Origin of the sequence: Pseudosulfitobacter koreensis (assembly GCF_024733015.1) — a bacterium.
In the GTDB taxonomy this organism is placed as follows: Bacteria; Pseudomonadota; Alphaproteobacteria; order Rhodobacterales; family Rhodobacteraceae; genus Pseudosulfitobacter; species Pseudosulfitobacter koreensis.
In genome coordinates this window covers 26,790-50,071 of the sequence record NZ_JANKJG010000005.1, presented here as the reverse complement: position 1 = coordinate 50,071, position 23,282 = coordinate 26,790, and the positions used below count along the sequence as shown (strand labels likewise).

At 62.4% G+C, this 23,282-nt stretch carries 25 protein-coding genes; 19 read left to right on the top strand and 6 right to left on the bottom strand.

What is annotated here, in order from left to right:
* The first annotated feature begins 67 nt into the window (after positions 1–67).
* Complete coding sequence (locus NTA49_RS08520; protein WP_258294287.1) at positions 68–1,333, top strand: glutamate-5-semialdehyde dehydrogenase; 1,266 nt, start codon at positions 68–70, stop codon at positions 1,331–1,333.
* Positions 1,334–1,364: 31 nt separating this feature from the next.
* Here the strand turns inward: NTA49_RS08520 and NTA49_RS08515 are convergent, their stop codons facing one another.
* Positions 1,365–1,961, bottom strand: a complete 597-nt coding sequence (locus NTA49_RS08515; protein ID WP_258294286.1) for a histidine phosphotransferase family protein — start codon at positions 1,959–1,961, stop codon at positions 1,365–1,367.
* A 26-nt stretch (positions 1,962–1,987) separates the two neighbouring features.
* Here NTA49_RS08515 and NTA49_RS08510 point away from each other — a divergent pair, with 26 nt between their 5' ends.
* The 7 genes from NTA49_RS08510 (at position 1,988) to NTA49_RS08480 (ending at position 7,512) form a co-directional block, all read left to right on the top strand.
* Entirely contained in the window at positions 1,988–2,173 is a 186-nt protein-coding gene (locus tag NTA49_RS08510) for a DUF3553 domain-containing protein (protein WP_258294285.1), read from the top strand.
* 100 nt (positions 2,174–2,273) lie between these two features.
* Complete coding sequence (locus NTA49_RS08505; RefSeq protein WP_258294284.1) at positions 2,274–3,050, top strand: GNAT family N-acetyltransferase; 777 nt, start codon at positions 2,274–2,276, stop codon at positions 3,048–3,050.
* The gene (locus NTA49_RS08500; RefSeq protein WP_258294283.1) at positions 3,047–3,877 is read left to right on the top strand and encodes a lysophospholipid acyltransferase family protein; all 831 of its coding nucleotides are present in this window, start codon (positions 3,047–3,049) and stop codon (positions 3,875–3,877) included. The genes NTA49_RS08505 and NTA49_RS08500 overlap by 4 nt, the downstream gene beginning before the upstream one ends.
* Before the next feature lie 184 nt (positions 3,878–4,061).
* Complete coding sequence (rpsB, locus tag NTA49_RS08495; protein WP_258294282.1) at positions 4,062–4,934, top strand: 30S ribosomal protein S2; 873 nt, start codon at positions 4,062–4,064, stop codon at positions 4,932–4,934.
* 76 nt (positions 4,935–5,010) lie between these two features.
* The gene (gene tsf, locus NTA49_RS08490) at positions 5,011–5,886 is read left to right on the top strand and encodes a translation elongation factor Ts (protein ID WP_258294281.1); all 876 of its coding nucleotides are present in this window, start codon (positions 5,011–5,013) and stop codon (positions 5,884–5,886) included.
* Positions 5,887–6,260: 374 nt separating this feature from the next.
* A complete protein-coding gene (locus NTA49_RS08485; protein ID WP_258294279.1) occupies positions 6,261–6,581 on the top strand; it encodes a hypothetical protein in 321 nt (106 codons plus the stop codon).
* 169 nt (positions 6,582–6,750) lie between these two features.
* Entirely contained in the window at positions 6,751–7,512 is a 762-nt protein-coding gene (locus tag NTA49_RS08480) for an MBL fold metallo-hydrolase (protein WP_258294278.1), read from the top strand.
* 416 nt (positions 7,513–7,928) lie between these two features.
* On the opposite strand, the gene NTA49_RS08475 is transcribed toward NTA49_RS08480, so the two are convergent.
* From NTA49_RS08475 to NTA49_RS08460, 4 genes are all read right to left on the bottom strand, one after another.
* Positions 7,929–8,690: a LuxR family transcriptional regulator gene (locus NTA49_RS08475; protein WP_258294277.1), complete on the bottom strand. Its 762-nt coding sequence runs from the start codon at positions 8,688–8,690 to the stop codon at positions 7,929–7,931.
* A complete protein-coding gene (gene aroQ, locus NTA49_RS08470; RefSeq protein WP_258294276.1) occupies positions 8,687–9,130 on the bottom strand; it encodes a type II 3-dehydroquinate dehydratase in 444 nt (147 codons plus the stop codon). Before aroQ ends, NTA49_RS08475 begins: the two co-directional genes overlap by 4 nt.
* Positions 9,131–9,220: 90 nt before the next feature.
* Positions 9,221–9,697: a MaoC family dehydratase gene (locus tag NTA49_RS08465; protein WP_258294275.1), complete on the bottom strand. Its 477-nt coding sequence runs from the start codon at positions 9,695–9,697 to the stop codon at positions 9,221–9,223.
* A 28-nt stretch (positions 9,698–9,725) separates the two neighbouring features.
* The gene (locus tag NTA49_RS08460; protein WP_258294274.1) at positions 9,726–10,730 is read right to left on the bottom strand and encodes an NADP-dependent oxidoreductase; all 1,005 of its coding nucleotides are present in this window, start codon (positions 10,728–10,730) and stop codon (positions 9,726–9,728) included.
* A 45-nt stretch (positions 10,731–10,775) separates the two neighbouring features.
* Here NTA49_RS08460 and NTA49_RS08455 point away from each other — a divergent pair, with 45 nt between their 5' ends.
* On the top strand, positions 10,776–11,438 hold the full coding sequence (locus NTA49_RS08455) for a histidine phosphatase family protein (protein ID WP_258294273.1): 663 nt from the start codon (positions 10,776–10,778) through the stop codon (positions 11,436–11,438).
* 9 nt (positions 11,439–11,447) lie between these two features.
* On the opposite strand, the gene NTA49_RS08450 is transcribed toward NTA49_RS08455, so the two are convergent.
* Complete coding sequence (locus tag NTA49_RS08450; protein ID WP_258294272.1) at positions 11,448–12,443, bottom strand: NADPH:quinone oxidoreductase family protein; 996 nt, start codon at positions 12,441–12,443, stop codon at positions 11,448–11,450.
* A gap of 155 nt (positions 12,444–12,598) precedes the next feature.
* Between NTA49_RS08450 and NTA49_RS08445 the strand changes: the two genes are divergently transcribed.
* The 10 genes from NTA49_RS08445 to NTA49_RS08400 all read left to right on the top strand — a co-directional run bounded on the left by NTA49_RS08445 (position 12,599) and on the right by NTA49_RS08400 (position 23,225).
* Entirely contained in the window at positions 12,599–13,765 is a 1,167-nt protein-coding gene (locus NTA49_RS08445) for an acyl-CoA dehydrogenase family protein (RefSeq protein WP_258294271.1), read from the top strand.
* The gene (locus NTA49_RS08440; protein ID WP_258294270.1) at positions 13,762–14,877 is read left to right on the top strand and encodes an acyl-CoA dehydrogenase family protein; all 1,116 of its coding nucleotides are present in this window, start codon (positions 13,762–13,764) and stop codon (positions 14,875–14,877) included. Before NTA49_RS08445 ends, NTA49_RS08440 begins: the two co-directional genes overlap by 4 nt.
* 15 nt (positions 14,878–14,892) lie before the next feature.
* Positions 14,893–15,717, top strand: coding sequence for an SDR family NAD(P)-dependent oxidoreductase (locus NTA49_RS08435; protein WP_258294269.1), 825 nt, complete (start codon positions 14,893–14,895; stop codon positions 15,715–15,717).
* Positions 15,718–15,720: 3 nt separating this feature from the next.
* On the top strand, positions 15,721–16,638 hold the full coding sequence (locus tag NTA49_RS08430; protein ID WP_258294268.1) for an SDR family NAD(P)-dependent oxidoreductase: 918 nt from the start codon (positions 15,721–15,723) through the stop codon (positions 16,636–16,638).
* 78 nt (positions 16,639–16,716) lie between these two features.
* Positions 16,717–17,913, top strand: coding sequence for an acetyl-CoA C-acyltransferase (locus tag NTA49_RS08425; protein WP_258294267.1), 1,197 nt, complete (start codon positions 16,717–16,719; stop codon positions 17,911–17,913).
* 91 nt (positions 17,914–18,004) lie between these two features.
* Entirely contained in the window at positions 18,005–19,000 is a 996-nt protein-coding gene (locus tag NTA49_RS08420) for an NAD(P)H-dependent flavin oxidoreductase (protein WP_258294266.1), read from the top strand.
* Positions 19,001–19,011: 11 nt separating this feature from the next.
* Positions 19,012–19,656 carry a histidine phosphatase family protein gene (locus tag NTA49_RS08415; RefSeq protein WP_258294265.1) on the top strand — a complete coding sequence of 215 codons (645 nt, stop codon included), beginning with the start codon at positions 19,012–19,014 and terminating at the stop codon, positions 19,654–19,656.
* 12 nt (positions 19,657–19,668) lie between these two features.
* Positions 19,669–20,703 carry a phosphotransferase family protein gene (locus tag NTA49_RS08410; RefSeq protein ID WP_258294264.1) on the top strand — a complete coding sequence of 345 codons (1,035 nt, stop codon included), beginning with the start codon at positions 19,669–19,671 and terminating at the stop codon, positions 20,701–20,703.
* Positions 20,700–21,497: an IclR family transcriptional regulator gene (locus NTA49_RS08405; protein ID WP_258294263.1), complete on the top strand. Its 798-nt coding sequence runs from the start codon at positions 20,700–20,702 to the stop codon at positions 21,495–21,497. Before NTA49_RS08410 ends, NTA49_RS08405 begins: the two co-directional genes overlap by 4 nt.
* A gap of 477 nt (positions 21,498–21,974) precedes the next feature.
* Complete coding sequence (locus tag NTA49_RS08400; protein WP_258294262.1) at positions 21,975–23,225, top strand: branched-chain amino acid ABC transporter substrate-binding protein; 1,251 nt, start codon at positions 21,975–21,977, stop codon at positions 23,223–23,225.
* Positions 23,226–23,282 lie beyond the last annotated feature (57 nt).

The following is a 23,282-nucleotide window of genomic DNA, read 5'->3' as shown; positions in this document are numbered from 1 at the left end:
TTTGGCCTGTAAATATCCCCGCCGGAGGCATAGAATCTTTGCAATACCGACCTCAAGGAGCTGACCGATGAAAGATATTGCCGACATTCCCGCGTTGATGGCTGATATCGGCGCCCGCGCCAAGGCCGCTGCTGCCGAACTGGCCGTCGCCTCTACTGAGCGCAAGCATGCCGCGTTGACCCGTGCGGCGGATGCCGTCTGGGCGCAGCGCGATCAGATACTCGATGCCAACGCCAAGGATCTCGATTTTGGCCGCGACAAGGGCCTGTCGCCCGCGATGATGGACCGGCTGACGCTGAACGAAGAGCGCATTCAGGGCATCGTCGATGGCCTGCGCAGTGTCGCCGAACAGGACGATCCCGTGGGTGCCGTCATGGCCGAATGGGACCGGCCCACGGGGTTGCACATCAAACGGGTCCGCACGCCGCTGGGGGTGATCGGGGTGATCTACGAATCGCGCCCCAACGTGACGGCGGATGCGGGCGCACTCTGCCTCAAGGCCGGCAATGCGGTGATCCTGCGTGGCGGCTCGGAGAGCTTTCATTCCTCGCAGGCGATCCATGCCTGCCTGATGGAGGGTCTGCGCGCTGCGGACCTGCCGCAGGACGCGGTGCAGCTGGTGCCGACACGCGACCGTGCTGCCGTGACGGAAATGCTGACCATGACCGACACCATCGACGTGATCGTGCCGCGCGGCGGCAAGGGGCTGGTGGGTCTGGTGCAACGCGAGGCGCGGGTGCCGGTCTTTGCCCACCTCGAAGGCATCGTGCATGTCTACATCGACAAGGACGCCGACCCCGAAAAAGCCCTGCGCGTGGTGCTGAATGCCAAGACGCGGCGCACCGGCATCTGCGGGTCGGCGGAATGCCTGCTGATCCACCGCGAGGTGCTGTCGACCATCGGGCAGGGGCTGGTGAAGGCGCTGATCGACGCGGGCGTCGAGATGCGTGTGGACGAGACGCTCAAGGCGATCGACGGCACCGTCGAGGCGCAATCCGACGACTGGGGCCGCGAGTACCTCGACATGATCATGGCAGCGCGCGTGGTTGACGACATCGACGATGCGATTGCGCATATCCGCAAGTACGGCTCACAGCACACCGAGTGCATCATCACCGAGGACGAGGACGCAGCCACCCGGTTCATGGCGCGGCTCGACAGTGCGATCATCATGCACAACGCCTCGACCCAGTTTGCCGACGGGGCCGAGTTCGGCATGGGCGCCGAGATCGGCATCGCCACCGGCAAGATGCACGCGCGGGGGCCCGTGGGGGCCGAACAGCTGACCAGTTTCAAGTACCTGGTGCGCGGCGACGGCACGACCCGCAAGTAGGCACTACAGGCACACCCCCGCAGTCAGGTGGTCAGAAGGTGATGGTCATGGTCTGGTCTTCACGCCTGACCGCCAGCTTGCGCCCTGCGTCCGCGACGATGGCGGGCAGCAGTGCGAACTGCACATGCGCAGGCTGGATATCGGGCGGCGGCAGCGCGGTTTCCAGCGTGTCCCACAGGGGCGCAGATACGTTCAGCTTTTCGCCGCGTCCGCGCACGGTCCAGTGCCTGCGGTCGCAGGCCACCTCGATCAGGCCACCATAGGGCATCGCGGTTTCCAGACACTGTATCGCCAGAAACGCCATGCGCACCGCGTTGCGTGGCTGCGGATCGGCAGGCTGCCAGACCACATCAAGCCGCCCGCCGTTCATCATATCCCCCAGCACCGCGACAATCTCGGCCCGGCCCATGCTGTGATCGCCCGCCGCCCCATAGGCGATGCGAAAGAACCGGATACGCGCCGCCGCACTGCCGACCGACTGCGTGATCAGCTGCATTTCCGGTCCGTCGTCGCTGCCGGTCATCTCAAGCAGCTCTAGCCCATTGTTGATCGCACCGATGGGGGATATCAGGTCGTGACAGATGCGGCTGCCGACAAGTGCCGCCAGATTTACGTTACTGGTGCCCACGGGCGACCTCCTGTAAGGGGTGACAGATGGAAGATCTCAACGCCATACTGGCTCCTGGTATGTTGGTGCGCCACCCCGATTGCCCGGACTGGGGCGTGGGTCAGGTTCAAAGCAACATCGCCAGGCGGGTCACTGTCAACTTCCGCGAGCAGGGCAAGGTCGTCATCGACAGCGCCCGCGTCGCTTTGATTCCGGTCTTTGATGGCTCATGATCCTTTCTGAAACGTTAACAGATATCCGTCCTTGCGGTTTTGCTATAGGTTTCGCCACAAGCATAGCACCGCACCGAGGGATAGACTGACCGCAATGCCCATGACCCGCCCCGTTCCCCAGACCGTTCCGCAATTCCGGGTGTCGATGGCGCGTGATGCCTCCGATTTGATGGCGGCGCAGCGGTTGCGCTATGATGTCTTCGTGCGCGAACTGGGTGGCGGTGGCACGTTGGTCGATCACGACGCGGGGCTTGAACGGGACCGCTACGATCCGTTTTTCGACCATCTGCTGCTGCACGACGAGACATCTGGCCAGGTCGTCGGCGTCTACCGCATGCTGCGCGGCGATCAGGCGCGCGCGGCAGGGCAGTTCTATTCCGAGGACGAATACGACCTTTCGGTGCTGCACCGCTCAGGGCGCAACCTGCTTGAGCTGGGGCGGTCCTGCCTGCATCCCGACTATCGCGGCGGTATGGCGATGCATCACCTGTGGTCGGCGCTGGCGGCCTATGTGGCCGAGCATCGGATCGACATTCTGTTCGGTGTGGCCAGCTTTCATGGCACCGATATCGCCGCACTGGCACCGCCGCTGTCGCTGCTGCATCAGCGCCATCTGGCACCGCCCGACCTGCGCGTCCGGGCCCGTGCCGCGTCGTTTCAGACCATGGACCTGATCCCCGAGAGCCTGCTGGACCGCCGTGCCGCGATGTTGCAGGTGCCCGCGCTGATCAAGGCCTATCTGCGTCTTGGCGGCGTGGTCGGCGAGGGGGCCTGGATCGACCGGACATTCAACACCACGGATGTGTGCCTGGTGATGGACACCGCCCAGATGAACCCCCGTCAAAGCCGGATCTATACCCCAAGGGCAGGCGCATGAGCGTCACCTGGGATGACGCGGACGTGCCGCCGCCGCGCCGTTTTGGTCCGGGGGATTGGCTGCGCGTGGTTCTTCGCGGGCTTTGTGTCGGCACGCTGGTGTTTGGCGGGCTGGCGCTCTTGCTGCTGGTGCGGCTGGTCGAACGTCCCTTTTGCGGGCTGCACCGTCCGGTGACGCCGTTCATCACGGTCGCCGTGTGCAAGGGCGCGCTGCGGTTGTTGGGGCTGCCGCTGCATGTGAAGGGATCACCGATGACCGGGCAGGGAGCGATTGTCGCCAACCACGCGTCATGGCTGGATATCTTCGTGCTGAACGCCTCCAAACGCATCTATTTCGTGTCGAAATCCGAAGTGGCAAGCTGGCCCGGCATCGGTTGGCTGGCGCGCGCGACCGGCACCGTCTTCGTGGTGCGCGATCCGCGCCGGGCTGCCGAACAGACGCAGACGTTTCAGGACCGCTTGCTGGCCGGTCACAAGCTGCTGTTCTTTCCTGAAGGCACCAGCACCGACGGGCTGCGCGTCCTGCCGTTCAAGCCCACCCTGTTTCAGGCTTTTTTCGCGCCAGAGTTGCGAGGTACGCTAAAGGTGCAACCGGTGACGGTGACCTACCATGCGCCCGACAAGGCCGATGCGCGGTTTTACGGCTGGTGGGGTGACATGGAATTCGCCTCGCATCTGCTGAGCACTCTGGCGGCACCGCGCCAGGGTCGTGTCGAGGTGGTCTACCATGCCCCCCTGAAGGTCTCCGATTTTGCCGACCGCAAGGCGCTGGCTGCCGCTGCCGAAGAGACCGTGCGTGGCGCGCATGCGCTGGCGGTGGCTGGCTGACAGGGGGGGCAGGGCACATCTGTGCCAAACCACTCTTGCGCAGCGACCGAAACCGGCCTATACGCGCGACACTTCAATCCGCAGGTGGGGATTGGGCCTTCGGGGGAGAAATCCCCGGATGTCCGCCGGTTGGTGCATATGCACTGATACCCCGCCAAGGCGAAAACCGGAAAAGGAATAAGACATGGCTCTTCCCGAGTTCTCCATGCGCCAGCTGCTGGAAGCAGGCGTACACTTTGGTCACCAGACACAGCGCTGGAACCCCCGCATGGGCCCGTATATCTACGGCGCACGCAATGGCATCCACATCATGGACCTGACGCAGACTGTTCCAATGCTGGACCAGGCGCTGCAAGTCATCCGTGACACCGTCGCCAAAGGCGGCAGCGTTCTGTTCGTCGGCACCAAGCGTCAGGCAGCACAGCCGATCGCGGACGCCGCAGAGAAATGCGCACAGTATTACATGAACCACCGCTGGCTGGGCGGCACGCTGACCAACTGGCAGACCGTGTCCAAGTCGATCCAGCGCCTGAAATCCATCGACGAACAGTCGGAACTGGGTTTCGAAGGCTTCACCAAGAAAGAGCGTCTGGGCATGGAACGCGACCAGTTCAAACTGGAAGCGTCGCTGGGCGGTATCCGTGAAATGGGCGGCCGTCCCGACCTGATCTTTGTGATCGACGTCAAGAAAGAATCGCTGGCCGTCGCCGAAGCCAACAAGCTGGGCATCCCGGTTGTCGCAATTGTCGACACCAACTGCTCGCCCGATGGCATCGACTATATCATTCCGGGCAACGACGACGCGGCCCGCGCCATCTCGCTCTATTGCGATCTGGCAGCGCGCGCGGCCCTCGACGGCATGAGCGCCCAGCTGGGTGCGGCAGGCGTCGACATCGGTGCGATGGAAGAAGCGCCCCAGGAAGAAGCCGTGGCTGAATCCACAGGTGTTGAAACCGGCAACGTCTCGGACGAGACTGCGCACAACGATGCGATGGCGAAAGATGCGCCCTACGACCTCGAAAGCACCAAAGAGACAAAAGCCAAAGCCGACAGCTAAGGCTGTTACACGGCTTTGATATGAAACGGCGGGGGCAACCCCGCCGACCCGCAATATATCTGAGGAGACCCTGCAGATGGCAATTACAGCATCTATGGTCAAGGAACTGCGCGAAAGCACCGGCGCAGGCATGATGGACGCCAAGAAGGCACTGACCGAAAACGACGGCGACATGGAAGCGGCACAGGATTGGCTGCGCACCAAAGGTCTGGCCAAGGCGGCCAAGAAATCAGGCCGCACGGCCGCCGAAGGTCTGGTCGCGGTCAAGGTTGACGGCAACAAGGGCATCGCGGTCGAAGTGAACTCGGAAACCGACTTTGTCGGCAAGAACTCCGATTTCCAGAACATGGTTTCGGGCATCGCCGATGTCGCGGTCACCGTGGACAACGTCGACGCGCTGAACGCGGCCCCGATGGGTGGCAAGACAGTGGCCGAGATCGTGACCGACAAGGTAGCGACCATCGGCGAAAACATGTCGGTTCGCCGCATGCAGTCGATCAGCGGCGAAACCGTCGTGTCCTATGTGCACAACGCAGCGGCCCCCGGCATGGGCAAGATCGGCGTTCTGGTCGCGATGACCGGCGGCGACGACGCATTCGGCAAGCAGGTAGCGATGCACATCGCGGCTGTGAACCCCGCCTCGCTGAGCGAAGATGATCTTGACCCGTCCGTGGTCGAGAAGGAAAAACAGGTTCAGATCGACATTGCCCGCGAAAGCGGCAAGCCCGATGCGGTCATCGAAAAGATGATCGTGGGCCGGATGAAGAAATACATGTCGGAAGTGACGCTGCTGAACCAGCAGTTCGTCGTGAACCCCGACCTGACCGTGGCCGATGCCGCGAAAGAAGCGGGTGCGACGATCACCGGTTTCGTGCGCCTGGAAGTGGGCGAAGGCATCGAAGTGGTCAAGGAAGACTTTGCCGCCGAAGTGGCCAAGGTCGGCAAAAGCTGATTTCGAGACCTTTCACAAGGTCGGCAGGACAACATGCAGGGCATCCCATCCGGGGTGCCCTGTTTGCGTTTGGCCTGTCTGATGCGGCTTCGTGCAATATGCCGCGCGTGTACCTTTTCGAAAAGATGCGATCTTTTGAAAAACACGAAGGCTTGCGGTCAGCCATTCCCGGAGCACTAGAAGTCTCTGCAATTCTACCTAGAATTTGGTTATGAAAGCGACAAGACCACTTGCCAGAAAGCCAGAATCTGACAATCGTTTCAGCTGTCTGCTGACTGAAAACTGATGTCCGGCTGATACGATGACGAGACGGCCGGGGATCAGCCGCCTTGCTCTGCAAACGATCCGAACCCTATCTTTGAAAAGAGACACCTATGAAATATTCGAACGTCGCGGCACTGACTGCGGCACTCTTCACCCTGCCATTCATGGCAGATGCAGCGGGCTTCGATCTGGTCAACAAGACCGGTTATACGATCACCGAAGTGTACGCCGGCCCCTCAAACGAGAGCAATTGGGGCGAGAACATCCTGACAGGTCAGATCCGAACCGGGCAGGAACTGGTCGTCACGCTCGACACCGACGGTTACGGCTGCATGTGGGATGTCATGTACGTGTTCTCGGACGGTGACACCTTCGAGGAGTTCGACGTCGATATCTGCAGGATCAACGGCGACCAGTTCGTGATTGACTGACCGGGTGACGGAACCCCGCCTGACATTGATGGCGGGGTTTTTCCCTCCTGACGGGGGTGATGACGGTCAAACGCATCTCGTTCACGGGAATGTTGACTGCCTGCGGTCTGGGCGGCGGGCATGATCGGGCTAGTTGACCTGCCATACAAACCAACAAGGGACATTTTCCATGATACCGCGCAGAACCTTTCTGGCCACCAGCGCCGCCGCCATTACATTCCTGCCCTATGCGGCCCGTGCCGCCGCCCATGCAGGCGATACATTCGCCACCGACAACGGCCAGATCGAAGTGTTCCCCCTCGATCACGCGACCTTCGTGATGACCACGCCCGCGGGCACGATCTATAACGATCCCATCGGCGATCCGGCGATGTATTCCGATTTCCCGCCCGCCGATCTGATCCTTGTCACGCATGAGCACGGCGATCACTACAATGCCGAAACGCTTGCCGCCCTGATGCAGGAAAACACCATCCTGATCGTGAACCCTGCGGTGGCCGCCATGCTGCCAGAGGATCTGGCGGCGCGCGCCACCGTTCTCGCCAACGGCGAAGACGCGATGGCAGGCGAGGTCGCGATCAGCGCGATCCCAGCCTACAATACCACGGAAGAGCGCAAGAACTTTCACCCCGAAGGACGCGACAACGGCTATGTGCTGACCATCGACGGGTTCCGCACCTATATCTCGGGCGACACCGAAGGCACCCGTGAGATGCGTGCGCTCAGCGACATCGACCTTGCGTTCATCTGCATGAACCTGCCCTTCACCATGGACGCCCAGGCCGCAGCCGATGCCGCGCTGGAGTTCATGCCGACGCATGTCTATCCCTATCACTACCGGGGCCGTGACGATGGCACCCAGGACCCGGAAGCCTTTGCCGAGGCCGTTGGCGATGCGATCACCGTCAAATACGGCAAATGGTACAGCTGATATCATGATCTGAGATCAAAGAACGGAGCCACACGGGCATGAGTGGCTCCGTTCAACTGTCCCTCGGGATCTTATCACGGGGATGAGACGCGATCCTTTGGGTGAGGTCCGATCCCGAAGACTGAATATACGCCTCCGGGACCGGGGTCCGGATAGTCCGGTCGGTCGGCAGAGCCCCGATATCGCGGGGGTTACCTTCCGCTGCTCCAATGGCCTTAAGCCACCACTCACGGAACACCTGAATACTGTCTACTAACGCACCTGTCTTAAAGTCAGGTAATCCTTACCTATGGTTAGGTTATTGCAAATGGCTGCTTGGAACTAAGCGTTTTCTGACGCGAAACCGGTCAGTAGTTTTACGTAAATTACCACGTTAACCGAAGTTTACGCGCAGCCCTCTACGGGAAACGCTTGCGTCAGACTTCCAGAATGAACATCTGGTTTGCGAAGGCCGCCTTGAGCACCGCCTGCGCCGTGGTCTCGACCGCCAGCGCCTCGCGGGCCAGTCGCAGGTGCTTTTCGACGGTGGCCGATGTCAGCCCCATCAGCACCGCGATGTCCTGCATCGTCTTGCCGTCACCGACCCATTCCAGCGCCTCGCGCTGGCGTTTGGTCAGGCCACGGTTGGGCCCGGAATAGGGCAGGGTCAGGATCTTGAGGTGGGCCACGTTGTTCATCAGGTGAATGTCGCGCCCGTGCTCTTCCCAGACCGCGTCGATCTCGTCCTGGGACATGCCCGCGCGTGCGGTCAGGGCAATCGCGCCCTTCGAGCGGGCAGAGACCGATTTGAAGCTGATGGTATAGCCCGCCGTCACGCCCATCTTCTTGTTGAACTCCATCACCCGCGCCTCGGCGGGGGTCAGGGTCTGGGTCTCGACCATCTGGCTCAGCATGCGCCAACTGCCGGCGCCTTCGTTGTTCAGCGCCCAGCTGACCATCGGCGCGTGCACGTAGTGCTGTTCGCCCATGAAGACGTCGGTATAGGACGGATCGTGGTTGGTCAGGATGATGAAATCCTCGGGGTCGCCCAGGTTGTTGCCATAGCGGTAGCGGGTAAAGCCATAGATCAGCCGGTCAAAGCCATAGCTTGCCATCTTGTCCGTGTGTGCGTCCCACAGTTCTTCCATCGTCTGGCAATTGGAAAGTCCGTGAAGATAGGTGCGCACGTCATGGCTCATGTCTTCGGCTCCAGATGTTTTGCCAGCACCTGTATCGCCAGATCGTACCCTTGCGGGCCAAAGCCTGCGATCTGTCCCAGGGCGACGGGCGCTATGTGGCTGTGATGGCGAAATGCCTCGCGGGCGTGGATGTTCGACAGATGCACCTCGACCACCGGCAATTCGACCGACGCGATGGCATCGCGCAACGCGATGGAGGTGTGGGTATAGGCACCGGCATTCAGCACGATACCGCCATGGGTGCCCTTGGCGGCATGGATGGCGTCGATCATAACGCCCTCGTGGTTGGACTGCATGCAGATGACGTCGAGGCCCGCGTCCTTGCCCGAGGCCACGCACATATCCTCGACATCTTGCAATGTCGTGCGCCCGTAGACTTCGGGCTGGCGTTGGCCAAGCAAATTCAGGTTCGGTCCGTTAAGGACAAGAATCGACGTCATATCAATACTCTTGTAAATTCAACGCATAGTTAGCCGCACCGCACCCGTTCTGTCCAGCGTGGTGCGGTGCCTGCGTTGATCGGTCCGCGGTTACTCGGCGGGTCCAAAGACCGCCAGACCCAGCCATTCCGCGATCAGGGCAGGGGTTTCCTGGCCTTCGATCTCGATGGTCAGGCCGGTTTCGCGCAGCATGTCCGTTGCGTTGCGTTGCTTGACCGAGTTGATCACGAACCGCCCACGCACGCGCGCGCCCGCCTTGACCGGGTTGAGGAACCGCAGCTTGTTAAAGCCATAGTTGATGCCCATCACCTGACCGTCCGCCATCGCAAAGCAGTCATAGGCAAAGCGGCTGGCCAGGCTGAGCGTCAGGAACCCGTGCGCGATGGACCCGCCAAAAGGCGTTTCGCGGGCCGCGCGTTCCGGGTCGACGTGAATCCACTGCTGGTCCTGCGTGGTGTCGGCGAACTGGTCGATCATCGCCTGATCGACGGTGATCCAGTTGGCGACGCCCACTTCCTGCCCGATCAGCCCCTGCAGGCGGGCCACTTCTGTTTCGATTGGTGTCATAGTCTTCTCTCCCTTTAATGCTGTTTCATCACGACGGATCGGTGGCCACGCGCACCATCCGTTTGCCCTTGTTGTCGCCTGCCAGCAGCCCGATCAGCGCCTTGGGGGCATTTTCCAGCCCCTCGACCACGTCCTCGGTCACCTTGATCTGGCCGCTGCGCACCCAGGTCTGCAGGGCGCGGATCGCCTTGGCGTCGTCATCGGCGAAATCCATCACGATGAACCCTTCCATGCGCAGCCGTTTGACCACGACCAGACCGGGCAGGTTGCGCGGGCCCGAGGGGTTCTTGGTGTCGTATTGGCTGATCGCGCCGCAGCAGGCAATGCGGCCCTTTTCGTTCATCAGCGCCAGCACGGTTTCCAGAACGGTGCCGCCGACGTTGTCGAAATAGACGTCGATCCCGTCGGGGCATTCGGCGCGCAACGCCTTGAACAGGCCCGCCTCGCGGTAGTCGACGCAGGCGTCAAAGCCCAGCTCGTCCACCACCCATTTGCATTTCTCAGGCCCCCCCGCGATGCCCACGACACGGCACCCCAGCGCCTTGCCGATCTGGCCGACGAACCCGCCGACTGACCCTGCAGCCGCAGAAACCACGATGGTTTCACCGGCCATCGGCTTGCCGACGCTGACCAGCCCGTGAAAGGCCGTCTTGCCCGCGATACCGAAGACGCTGATCAGGTGGCTGAGCTGATCCACCTTCGGCAGCTTCTGCACCTTGTGCGCGGGCCGCACCACGTAGTCGGCCCAGACCGCTTCGGCGGCGACGATGTCACCGACAGCCACACGCGGCGAATTGCTCTCGACCACTTCGCAGATCGAATAGGTCGCCATGACATCGCCCGCCTTGACCGCATCGCGGTAGGTCGCGCCCTGCATCCAAGACCGGTTGGCGGCATCAATCGACATCAGGATGGTTTTCAACAGCACCTCGCCGTCGCCTGCTTTTGGCATGTCCACCTGTTGCAGCTCAAAGTTGTCTTCGGTCAGCGTGCCGTCGGGCAGCGTCTGGACGACGATCTGTCGGTTGTTCATTGTCAGCGTTCCTTGTTATCTAGCGTAAAAATGGAAAGGTCTCTCATGTCCCAGGAATTTCGCCAGCCCGTCTATGCGCCGCCCAAGGGTGCCACCGACTTGTTGCTGGTCCGGCACGGCGAAAGCGAACCTGCGCGCGAGGGCATCAGCTTTGCCCAAGTGGACGGGCACGGCGATCCGCATCTGCACCCCCAAGGGCACAAGCAGGCCGAGCGTGTGGGGGAGCGTTTGAAAAACAACGCGATCACAAATATTTACGTGACGAAGTTGACGCGCACCCAGCAGACGGCAGCGCCATTGGCCAAACATCTGGGCCTGACGCCGCAGCAGAATCCCGACCTGCACGAGGTCCACTTGGGCGACTGGGACGGCGGGCTTTACCGGATCAAGGCGGCGGCGGGCGATCCAGTCTATCGCCGCGCGATGGAGGCGCAGGACTGGGGCCTGATCCCCAATGCCGAACGCCGCGACGTGTTCTTTGAGCGCGTCAAGCGCGGTCTGCTGGAGATCGCCGCCGCCCACATTGATGAACAGGTTGCCGTCTTCGTGCACGGCGGCGTGATCGGAGCCGCACTGGCCGTGGCCGCGCGCTCCGAGCCATTTGCGTTCCTCGGCGCCGCGAATGGCTCGATCAGCCGCCTTGTGATCCAGGGCGACCGCATGACCATTCGCGGGTTCAACGATATTTCGCATCTTGAGGGCCTCTGATTTCAGAGGTCACTCGACCTTCAGCACGACCTTGCCCTGCACCTTGCGGTCCTGAATGTATTCCAGCGCCTTGCCTGCGTCCTGCAGCGGAAACACGGCGTCGATGCGCGGCTTGATCTTGCCCTCGGCGTAAAGCGCAAACAGCTCCTGCATGTTCTCAAGGTGTCCCTTGGGGTCTTGCCGTGTGGACGCGCCCCAGAACACACCGACGATCTGGCAGGATTTGAGCAGCGTCAGGTTCAGCGGGATCTTGGGGATGCCCGCGGGAAAGCCCACGACCAGGAACCGACCAGCCCAGGCCATCGCGCGAATGACAGGCTCGGCGTAGTTGCCGCCGACGGCATCATAGGCCACGTTCACACCGCCGGGACCGACCAGATCCTTGATCTGTTGCGAAAAGGCACGCTGCGCGTCCTTGTCCATGTCGCGGGTGTAGACCAGCGTATCATCGGCACCGACCTCGCGGCAGAACTGCGCCTTTTCCTCGGACGACACGGCAGCGATCACGCGCGCACCCGCAGCCTTGCCCAGTTCGATCGCGGCGACACCGACACCGCCGGCAGCGCCCAGAATCAACAGGGTCTCGCCCGCCTGGATATGCGCGCGGTCCTTCAGCGCATGGTGCGAGGTGCCATAGGTCAGCACCAGGCAGGCCGCATCTTCGAACGGCATGTCGTCGGGCATCTTCAGGCAGGACGCCGCAGGCGCGCACAGCTGCGTGGCAAAGCCGCCAAAGCCGGTCATCGCGATCACCTTGTCGCCCACGGCATAGTCGGTCACGCCTTCGCCCAACTCCTCGATCACGCCCGACACTTCGCCGCCGGGGGCAAAGGGGCGTTCGGGTTTCATCTGGTAAAGATCGCGGATGATCAGCGTGTCGGGAAAGTTCACGCCAGCCGCCTTGACGGCGATCCGCACCTCGCCCTTGCCGGGCTTGGGGTCGGCGATCTCTGTCCATTCCAGGCTCTCTGGTCCGCCCACGGCGGTGCTCAACATTGCTTTCATAACGGGTTCCCCTCCAGTATCCGTGACGCAACGGCACGACTGGCCACGGCGTCTTGTCATGGGCGATCCTGCCTGCGACACCTTGCCAGCGCAATTGCGAAATGCAATTTTGCATTGCGGAACGTAACGGCACTGCTGCATCGGGGAGGATGAGCATGAGCGAGGACGCAACGGAGACATTCCGGTCGGAAGTCAGGACGTGGCTTGACGAGAACTGCCCCAAAGAGATGCGCGACGGCGCGTCGGGCGAAGATGCAATCGTCTGGGGCGGTCGCAACTGGACATTCACCAGCGACGCACAGAAACTGTGGCTGGACCGCATGGCGGCCAAGGGCTGGACCGTGCCCACGTGGCCCGTGGAATATGGCGGCGCAGGGCTGGACCGCGCCCATCACAAGGTTCTGCTGGACGAGATGCGCAAGATCGGCGCGCGCGTTCCGCTGCAAAGCTTCGGCATCTGGATGCTGGGGCCGGCACTTCTGGCGTTCGGCACGCATGAACAGAAACTGCAATATCTGCCGCCGATCGCGCGTGGCAAAGTGCGCTGGTGTCAGGGCTATTCCGAGCCGGGCGCGGGGTCCGATCTGGCAAGCGTCCAGACCAGGGCGGAGAGCGACGGCGATGATTACATCGTCAACGGTCAGAAGATCTGGACCTCATATGCCGACAAGGCCGACTGCATCTTTGCACTGGTGCGCACCGACCGCGACGCGCCGAAACATCTGGGCATAACCTTTCTGCTGATCGACATGGACACGCCCGGCGTGAGCACCAAGCCGATCCGCCTGATCTCGGGCAAGTCACCGTTCTGCGAGACCTTCTTTGACGATGTGCGCGTGCCCAAGGCCAATGTGGTCGGCACCGAAAACCGCGGCTGGGACGTGGCCAAACACCTGCTGACCCACGAGCGCGAGATGATCTCGGGCGGTGGGCAGGGCCTGCTGGGCGGGCGTGCCCTCGGGGCGGTTCTGAACGCTCAAGAGGGCGGGCTGAGCGATCCGGTGCTGCGCGCCGAAGCGATGGGCTGCGAGATCGACGCGCTGGCCGTGGCCCTGACGCTGGAACGGTACAAGGACCAGGCGGAAAGCGGCGGTGGCGTCGGCGATGCCTCGGCCATGCTGAAATACGCAGGCACCGAGTTGAACAAGCGCCGACACGAGCTGATGATGTCCGCCGGGGGCGCAGACGCCCTGACGTGGGACGGCAAGCATGAGGGCTTGGCCTCGGACTGGCTGCGGACCAAGGCCAACTCGATCGAAGGCGGCACATCCGAGGTGATGCTGTCGATCATATCACGCCGCGTATTGGGATTGCCCGCATGAGTACCCTGTTGTTGACCGAAGACGAAACCATGTTGCAGGACGCCGCGCGCGGCTTTCTGGACGGGGCGGCCCCGGTGTCGCATCTGCGCAAGCTGCGTGATGCAGGCCAGACCCATGATGCGAAGCTCTGGGCCGAAATGGCGCAGATGGGATGGACCGGCGTGCTGGTTCCCGAAGAGGCAGGTGGCTCCGACATGGGCCACGCAGCAGCATGCGTCCTGGCGGGCGAGCTGGGCAAGACGCTGGTGACATCGCCGTTCATCTCGACCGCCGTGATCGCCGCGACGGCGCTGCGGCAGGTGGCGACGGACCGGGCACGGGATGCGCTGAGTGCGATTGCTGCGGGTGATGCGATCTATGGGCTGGCGGTGGATGAGGGCCGCAAACACGACCCCGAGGGGGTAGAGCTTGCGGCGCGTGCCGATGGCAACGGCTTTCGACTGACCGGCACCAAGGGCTTCGTGGTCGATGGCGGCAATGCCGACCGCCTGCTGGTGCTGGCCAAAACGGACGCTGGCCTGACACTCTTCGATCTGCCCGCAGACCGCGAAGGGATCACCCGCACGGCGCAGAATATGGTCGATGCCCGCGACGCGGCGACCGTGCAGTTCGACAACGTGCAGGCCACCGGCGACGACGTGCTGGGCGCGGTCGATGATGCAATGACGGTGCTGAAACCCGCGCTTGAGGCCGGTCAAGCAGCCCTTTCGGCAGAGATGCTGGGCCTCAGCGCAGGTGCCTTTGCCATGACGGTGGGCTATCTCAAGGAACGCAAGCAGTTCGGCGTCGAGATCGGCCGCTTTCAGGCACTTCAACATCGCGCCGCACATCTATGGTCTGAAACGGAAATCACGCTTTCGGCGGTGCGCCACGCAGGCCGGATGCTGGACGAAGACCCCGCCAACGCAACGCTTGCCGTATCGCTGGCCAAAGCGCGCGCGACCCAGACTGCCAAGCTGGCGGTGATCGAAGGCGTGCAAATGCACGGCGGTATCGGCATGACCGATGATTTCGACATGGGCTTTTTCATGAAACGCGCCCGCGTCGCCACCGAATGGCTGGGCGACTATGGCTATCACGCGGCCAAGGTCGCCGCCGCGCGTGGCTTTTAAGGTAAAGGATGAACTATGACACCGAATGATCTGTTTTCGTTGAAGGGCAAGATCGCGCTCGTCACTGGCGGGGCCACCGGCATCGGCCGCATGGCGACCACCGGCCTGATGCAGGCGGGCGCGCATGTGCTGATCGCCTCACGCAAGGCTGACGCGTGCCTGGCCGTCGCCGAAGAGCTGAACCAGATGGATGCCCCCGGCAGCGTCGAGGGGTTTGCGGGCGATGTCGGCACCGCAGAAGGCGTCGAGGCTCTGGCCAAGGCGGTACACGAGCGCACCGACAAATTGCACATCCTGATGAACAACGCAGGCATCACTTGGGGCGCGAAGATGGGCGAGTTTCCCTTCGATGCCTGGTCGAAGGTGATGAACGTCAACAACGCGGGCATGTTCAGCCTGACGCAATCGCTGCTGCCGCTGCTGATCGCATCGTCGGATGCCAACGATCCCGCACGTGTGGTCAACGTCGGCTCGGTCATGGGCGACGCACCCTTGGGCGACGGCGCCTACAGCTATGCCGCGTCCAAGGCTGCGGTGCACCAGATCACCCGCATCATGGCCAAGGAACTGGCGTCGCACCACGTCACGGTCAACGCGCTGGCACCGGGGCCCTTCGTCAGCCGCATGACCGCCTTTGCCACCGCCGACAAAACGACGCGCGGCAAGGTCGGCGAGGATGTGCCGCTGGGCCGTGTCGGTCGCGACGAAGACATCGCAGGCTGCGTACAGTTCCTGTGCGGTCGCGGCGGCAGCTATATCACCGGTGCGATCCTGCCGGTGTCGGGTGGTATCCAGGTGATGTCCGGCCCAAATCTTTTCCGCGCAGCGCTGGAGGGCTGAGCCATGATCCGTTTTGATGATCGCGTCGCAATCGTGACAGGCGCGGGCGTGGGCCTCGGCCGCTGCCACGCACTGGGTCTGGCCGAACGCGGCGCCAAGGTCGTGGTCAACGATCTGGGGGCCAGCACCGATGGCGCCAGCACCGGCTCGGACGCCGCACAAAAGGTCGTGGCCGAGATCGAGGCCATGGGCGGCGAAGCCATCGCGCATGGTGCCGACGTGTCGAACGCGGACCAGGTCAACGACATGGTCGCCAAGACCATGGAAAAATGGGGCCGCATCGACATCCTGATCAACAACGCGGGCATCCTGCGCGACAAGACCTTCGGCAAGATGTCGATGGATGATTTTCGCAAGGTCGTCGACGTGCACCTGATCGGCACCGCCAACTGCTGCCACGCGGTCTGGCCGCACATGCGCGCCGCGCAATACGGGCGCATCGTGGTCACAACCTCGGCCTCGGGGCTCTACGGCAACTTCGGCCAATCGAACTATGGCGCGGCCAAGGCCGGTGTCATGGGCCTGATGAACGTGCTGCACCTGGAAGGCGCGCGCGACAACATCCGCGTCAACACCCTGGCACCCACCGCGGCGACCCGCATGACCGAAAACCTGATGCCGCCCGAGGCGCTGGAATTGCTCAAGCCCGAAACCATCACGCCCGGTGTTCTCTATCTGGTCTCCGAGGACGGCCCCAGCCGCAAGATCCTCGGCGCCGGCGCAGGGCATTTCGCGCTCACCCGCGTCTACGAGACCCCCGGTGCGCTGATCGAGGGCGACATCACCCCCGAAGCGGTCGCCGCCCAATGGGCGCAGATCTCGGCCCCCGAGGGCCAGGAAGAACTGAACGACGCTTTCGGGCAAACCCGCAAATTCGCGCTCTCCGCCGCCAAGGCGAAGAGCATCAAACTCGACTGGTAGCTTTCTTTTGGCCCCAAGTATCCCGGGGTCCGGGGCAGAGCCCCGAAATTCCCCTACCTCAGACAAGGAACCCAACCCATGCGTGACGCAGTAATCGTATCCACCGCCCGCACCCCGATCGGCAAGGCCTATCGCGGCGCGTTCAACGCCACCACGCCGCAGGCGCTTGCCGCCCATGCCATCGAGAACGCCGTGAAACGCGCGGGCCTCGACGGCGGCGAAATCGCCGACTGCGTCTTTGGCTCGGCGCTGCAGCAGGGCCACCAGGCCGGCAACATTGCCCGCCAGGCGGCGATCCGCGCGGGCCTGCCCGTCACCGTAGCCGGCATGTCGCTGGACCGCCAGTGCGCCTCCGGCATGATGGCGATTGCCACGGCGGCCAAGCAGGTCATCACCGACGGCATGGACATCGTCATCGGCGGCGGCGTCGACAGCATCTCGATGGTGCAGACACCCGAGATGCGCGTCAGCGCCGATCCATGGCTGAAAGAACACAAGCCCGAGATCTACATGACCATGCTCGAGACGGCCGAGAACGTCGCCGAGCGATACAACGTGAGCCGCGAAGAGCAGGACGAGTATTCCGCGCGCAGCCAGGAACTGACCCACCTTGCGCAGCAAGCAGGTCGCTTTGACGATGAAATCGTCGCGATGACCACCACGATGATGGTGCAGGACAAGGAAACCAAGGAGATTTCCAAGCACGAAGTCACTTTGGAAAAAGACGAGGGCAACCGCCCCGGCACCACCGCCGAAAGCCTCGCGGGCCTCAAGCCCGTGTTCAAGGACGGCATCCACCTGGCCGAGGGCAAGTTCATCACCGCAGGCAACGCCTCGCAGCTGTCCGATGGTGCCTCCGCCGCAGTGGTGATGGAGGCCAAGGAGGCCGAACGTCGCGGCCTGCAGCCCCTGGGCCGCTACGTGGGTGTGATGGCCGCAGGCTGCGAGCCCGACGAGATGGGCATCGGCCCGATCTATGCCGTGCCGAAACTGCTGGAAGCGCACGGCCTGAAGATCGAGGACATCGGCCTTTGGGAGCTGAACGAGGCATTCGCCTGCCAAGTCATCGCCTCGCGCGATAAGCTGGGCATCCCCGACGAGCTTTTGAACGTCGATGGCGGTGCGATTTCCATCGGTCACCCCTATGGCATGTCGGGCGCGCGCATGGTCGGCCACGCGCTGATCGAAGGCAAACGTCGCGGCGCGAAATACGTGGTCTGCACCATGTGTGTCGGCGGCGGCATGGGTGCGGCGGGCCTCTTTGAGGTTCTCTAACAAACGCGGCGGCTCTGCGGGCCGCTACACCATCACAACGACCGGGTGGGCGCACAGCCCGCCCGGTTCTCAAACCGAAAGACATGACCCGATGCCCCGTGACGACAGCCATCTTCCAAAGGCCCTGCAAGGGCTGCGCGTGCCCATGGTGGCATCGCCTTTGTTCATCATTTCCGTCCCCGAACTGGTCATCGCCCAGTGCAAGGCCGGTGTCATCGGCAGCTTTCCGGCGCTGAACGCGCGCGAGGCAGAGGGCGAGCATCCGCTGCTGGACACCTGGCTGACCCAGATCAGCGAGGAACTGGACCGTCACAACCAGGCCAATCCCGACAGCCCGGCAGCCCCCTTTGCGGTCAACCAGATCGTGCACCGCTCGAACGCGCGGCTTGAGCGCGATCTGGAGATCTGCGCGCGTCACAAGGTGCCGATCTGGATCACCTCGCTGGGGGCACGCGAAGAGGTCAACGAGGCGGCGCATTCCTGCGGCGGCATCGTGCTGCATGACGTGATCAACAACACATTTGCCAAGAAGGCGATCAGCAAGGGCGCCGATGGTCTGGTGGCCGTTGCTGCCGGTGCGGGCGGCCACGCGGGCATGCAGTCGCCGCTGGCGCTGATCCGCGAAATTCGCGAATGGTTCAACGGGCCGCTGCTGCTTTCGGGCTCGATTGCCACGGGCGAGGCTTTGCTGGCCGCGCGCGCAATGGGGGCCGATCTGGGCTATGTCGGCTCGGCCTTCATCGCGACGGACGAGGCCAACGCCCAGGCCGAATACAAGCAGATGATCGCGGACAGCAGCGCCGAGGATATCGTCTATTCCTCGCTCTTTACCGGCGTGTCGGGCAACTATCTGCGCGGCTCGATCGAGGCGGCGGGCATGGACCCGAACAATCTGCCCTCTGCCGATGCCTCGTCGATGAACTTTGGCGATGGGTCGTCCAAGCCAAAGGCGTGGAAATCCATCTGGGGCGCGGGGCAGGGCATTGGCGCTGTCACATCCGTGGGCCCCGCAGCGGCCGTGGTGGACCGCATCGCGCGCGAATATGCCGCCGCAGGCAAACGACTGGCCGCAGAGTTCTCGGAATGAGGCGCTGAGCGATGGCCGAACTGTACCTGATCCGCCACGGGCAGGCCTCGTTCGGGGCTGACAACTACGACTGCCTGAGCGAGACCGGGCACGCCCAGTCGGCAGCGGTGGGCGTCTGGCTGCGCAGCACCGGCTGGGAGCCCGACCGCCTGATGACCGGCACGCTTGAGCGGCAACGCGACACGCTGAGCGCCATGGGTTACGGCCTGGCCCCCGAGGAACACGCAGGGTTCAACGAATACGACTTTCACGACCTGCTGCTGGCCCGCTATCAGGGCAAGATACCGGACGTTGTGCGCGGCGACCGCAAGACGCATTTTCGCACGCTGCGCGACACGGTGCTGGAATGGCAGGCGGGTGGCTTGCCCGATGCCACAGAAAGCTACCGCGACTTTTGCGAGCGCACTGCGGCGGCGATGCAGCACGCCACCCGCGACGGTGCGCGACGGGTGCTGGTCGTGTCCTCCGGCGGGGTCATCGGACAACTGGTTTCGCAAGCGCTGGAAGCGCCCGCACGCATGATGATGGAGCTGAACCTGCAGATCAAGAACACCGGCGTTACCAAGTTCGTTTTCTCGGGATCGCGCCATTTCGTGCACCAATTCAACGCCACGCCGCATTTCGACACCGTGCACGAACTGCTGACATATAGCTGAAGGGCCAAACTGATGAGCAAAGACACACAAACGCTGGACCTGGCTGCGGTCGAGACCTATCTGCGCGCCAATCTTCCGGGCTTCGAAGGCCCGATCGAGGCCGACAAGTTTCAGCGCGGGCAGTCCAACCCGACCTTTCTGCTGAAGACACCTGCGCGCAACTATGTGCTGCGCCGCAAGCCGCCGGGCCAGTTGCTGAAATCGGCACACGCGGTCGACCGCGAGTTTCGCGTGCAATCGGCGCTGGAACATACAGATGTGCCCGTGGCCAAGATGCATCTGCTGTGTGAAGACCCTGCAATCATAGGGTCAGATTTCTACATCATGGACCACATCGACGGTCGCAATTTCAACCAGCCCACGCTCGAGGAGCTGGACAAGTCCGACCGCAGCGCCGTTCTGGACGACATGAACCGGGTCCTTGCCGCCCTGCACGATGTTGACATCGACGCGGTGGGACTGTCGGATTTCGGCCCTCCCGGCAACTACTATGAGCGGCAGATCGGGCGCTGGTCCAAACAGTACCGCGCGTCCGAGACCGAAACCGTGCCTGCGATGGACCAGTTGATGGACGCACTGTCAAAACAGATCCCCGAGGAGGACGGCCAGCGCACGCTGGTGCACGGCGATTACCGCATCGACAACATGATGTTCGAAAAGGACGGCACCAAGTGTCTCGCCATTCTGGACTGGGAGCTGAGCACCATCGGGCACCCCTATGCGGATCTGGCCGCCGTCATCATGCAGTGGCAGATGCCCGCAACCCCGGAAGGGCGCGGGATGGCAGGCATCGACCGCGCGGCGCTGGGATTGCCCACGGATGAAGAGTTTGTCGCCAGATATTGCGAACGGCGTGGCATCGGCCCTATAGACAACTTCGGCTTTTATGTGGGATTTTGCTTTTTCCGCATGACGGCGATCATTCAGGGCGTTCTGAAACGGGCGCTGGATGGCAACGCGTCCAACCCCGAAAGGGCGATGCAAATGGGACAGTACGTGCCGCTGTTCGCCCAACACGGGTTGCAGGCGCTGGAGGCGAAGGGATGAACGATCCCGATTTGGTCGGTGATGTTGCAGAGGACAAGGACCGCAATTTCATCACGGCGCTGGCGCGGGGCCTGGATCTGCTGCGCTGCTTCCGGCAGGGCGAAACCGCGCTGACCAATCAGGACTTTGCCGCGCGCACGGGTCTGCCGAAACCGACTGTATCACGGCTGACCCATACCTTGTGCGTGCTGGAGTATCTGGTGGCGGACCCGCGCACCGGGACATACCGGCTGGGGGCAGGGGTGCTGCAACTGGGGTTCTCGGTGCTGGCGTCCATGGGCATCGTCGAGCGTGCGCGCGACACCATGCGCGCGCTGTCGAATGGGCCGAACAGCTATATCACCGTGGCGCTGGCCGAAGCCTACAAGACAGACGCGGTCTATATCGCGGTCGAAAAGTCGATGGAAAACGTATCGCTGACCATGCAGGTCGGCGCGCGGCTGCCGATCTTTCATTCGGCCATCGGACGGGCGATGCTGGTCGGCATGGACGACGACGACCGCGCGCTGATGTTCGAGCGCGCCAGCGTCAAGGACCCCGAAGGCCACGCCGACCGTAAAGCCGCCTTCGATCAGGCCCTGGCGGAGTATGAAAGCCTTGGGTATTGCTGCAGTTACGGCGATTGGCGTCCCGATGTGAACGGCATCGCAGCGCCCGTTTTCGCGCTGAGCGGGCGCGGTGTCTATGGGCTGAACGTCGGCGGTCCGTCGTTCCACGTAAAGAAGAAACACCTGGAACGCGCCTATGGAAGACTGCTTGTGGATGCGGCCACCAAGCTGAGCAACGGAGGCTGATCGACGCTTGGTCGATAGGTCAAAGAATCAGGTTTTTCAGTGGAATTGAATTTTGCAGGGCGGAAGAAATGCCCGTTTCACGACGCAGCGTCAGTTTGATCGGGCCATCACGCAAAGGTGCGTATATTGGCCGAAACGACCAGAATTGACGGCTGAAATTTTCAGCAGATCGCCTTCGGATTTCATTGGCTTCAAGGCAGGTCAAACGGGCAATTCAGGCGTCTAGATATAAGATATTTTGCAAATATTACAGCACTTTATAAGACTAAATTAATCCAGCTCAGACACGGCACCCAACGCGCCATCACGCCCCCAACCAACCGACCAAAAAACAGCCGTTCGGACTCTGGTCAAACTTGTGCCGACATGCGTGGCGAACGCTTGACTTATCCCACCGGTGTGCGAGGCTTTTACCATACCGACGCATAGCAAATACATCCAACTGTATGTCGGGATATGTTCTAGGGAGGAACCTCAATGCGTAAATCTATCAAGCTCGGCCTCGGTGCCGCGCTGGCGCTGTCCGTCAGCTCGGCTGCTGTGATGGCCGAAAATGTCAAAATTGCCTTTATTGATCCGCTCAGCGGCGGGTTCGCAGCCACCGGCATCAACGGCCTTAACCAATTCGAATTCGCAGCCGAAACGCTCGTCAACGCCAAGGGCGGCGTTCTCGAAGGCGACATGTTCGAAATTCTGCCGTTCGACAACAAGGTCAGCCCCAAAGAGTCCCTGATCCAGTTGCAGGTCGCGATCGACCAGGGCGCGCGCTATATCGTTCAGGGCAACAGCTCGGGCGTGGCGAACGCATTGACCGAAGCCATCGACAAGCACAACCGCCGCAACCCCGACAGCCAGGTCCTGTTCCTGAACTATTCGGCCGTGGACCCCGCCCTGACCAACGAGAAATGCAACTTCTGGCACTTCCGTTTCGACCCGCACGCCGACATGAAGATGGCGGCCCTGACCGACATGCTGGCCGAGAACCAGGACATCAAGAAGGTCTACGTCATCGGCCAGGACTATTCGTTCGGTAAGGCCGTGGCAGATGCCGCCGTGTCGATGCTGGCCGAAAAACGCCCCGACATCGAAGTGGTCGGCAACGAGCTGCACCCCATCGGCAAGGTGAAGGACTTCACGCCTTATGCCCGCAAGATCGTGTCTTCGGGCGCGGATGCGGTCATCACCGGCAACTGGGGCGCAGACATGCTGGGTCTGGGCAAGTCGATCCTCGAAAACGGCTTTGAAGGTCCGATCTACACCTACTACGCAGCTGCAGACGGCATCACCGCCGCCTTTGGCGAAAGCGGTGTCGACTCGCTCTATCTGATTGCGGAAGGCGACGACAACCCGCCGCCGAAAGCCGAAACCCAAGAGTACGTGCAAGCGTTCAAGGCCAAGTACCCCGATGGCAACATGTCCCAGACGCGGATCACCAACGTGATTCAGATGCTGGCGCAGGCGATCAACGAAGCGGGCACCGCCACGGACGTCGTGCAGGTGGCCAACGCGCTGGAAGGCATGACCTTCACAGACAGCCTGTGGAGCACTGCCGAGATGCGCATGCGTCCCGAAGATCACCAGCTGATCCAGGACATCCACATCTACGGTCACCAGCCGGTGGAAGCGCCCTACGACATGGACAACTCGGGCTACGGCCTGAAAATCCAGTACACGGTCGAGAACGCATCTGCGGACATCGCAACCACATGTGACATGCAGCGCCCGTAAGGTCGTCTTGCCGGCCCGTCCCGCCAATCTTGCGGGGCGGGCCGTTTCACTGACATC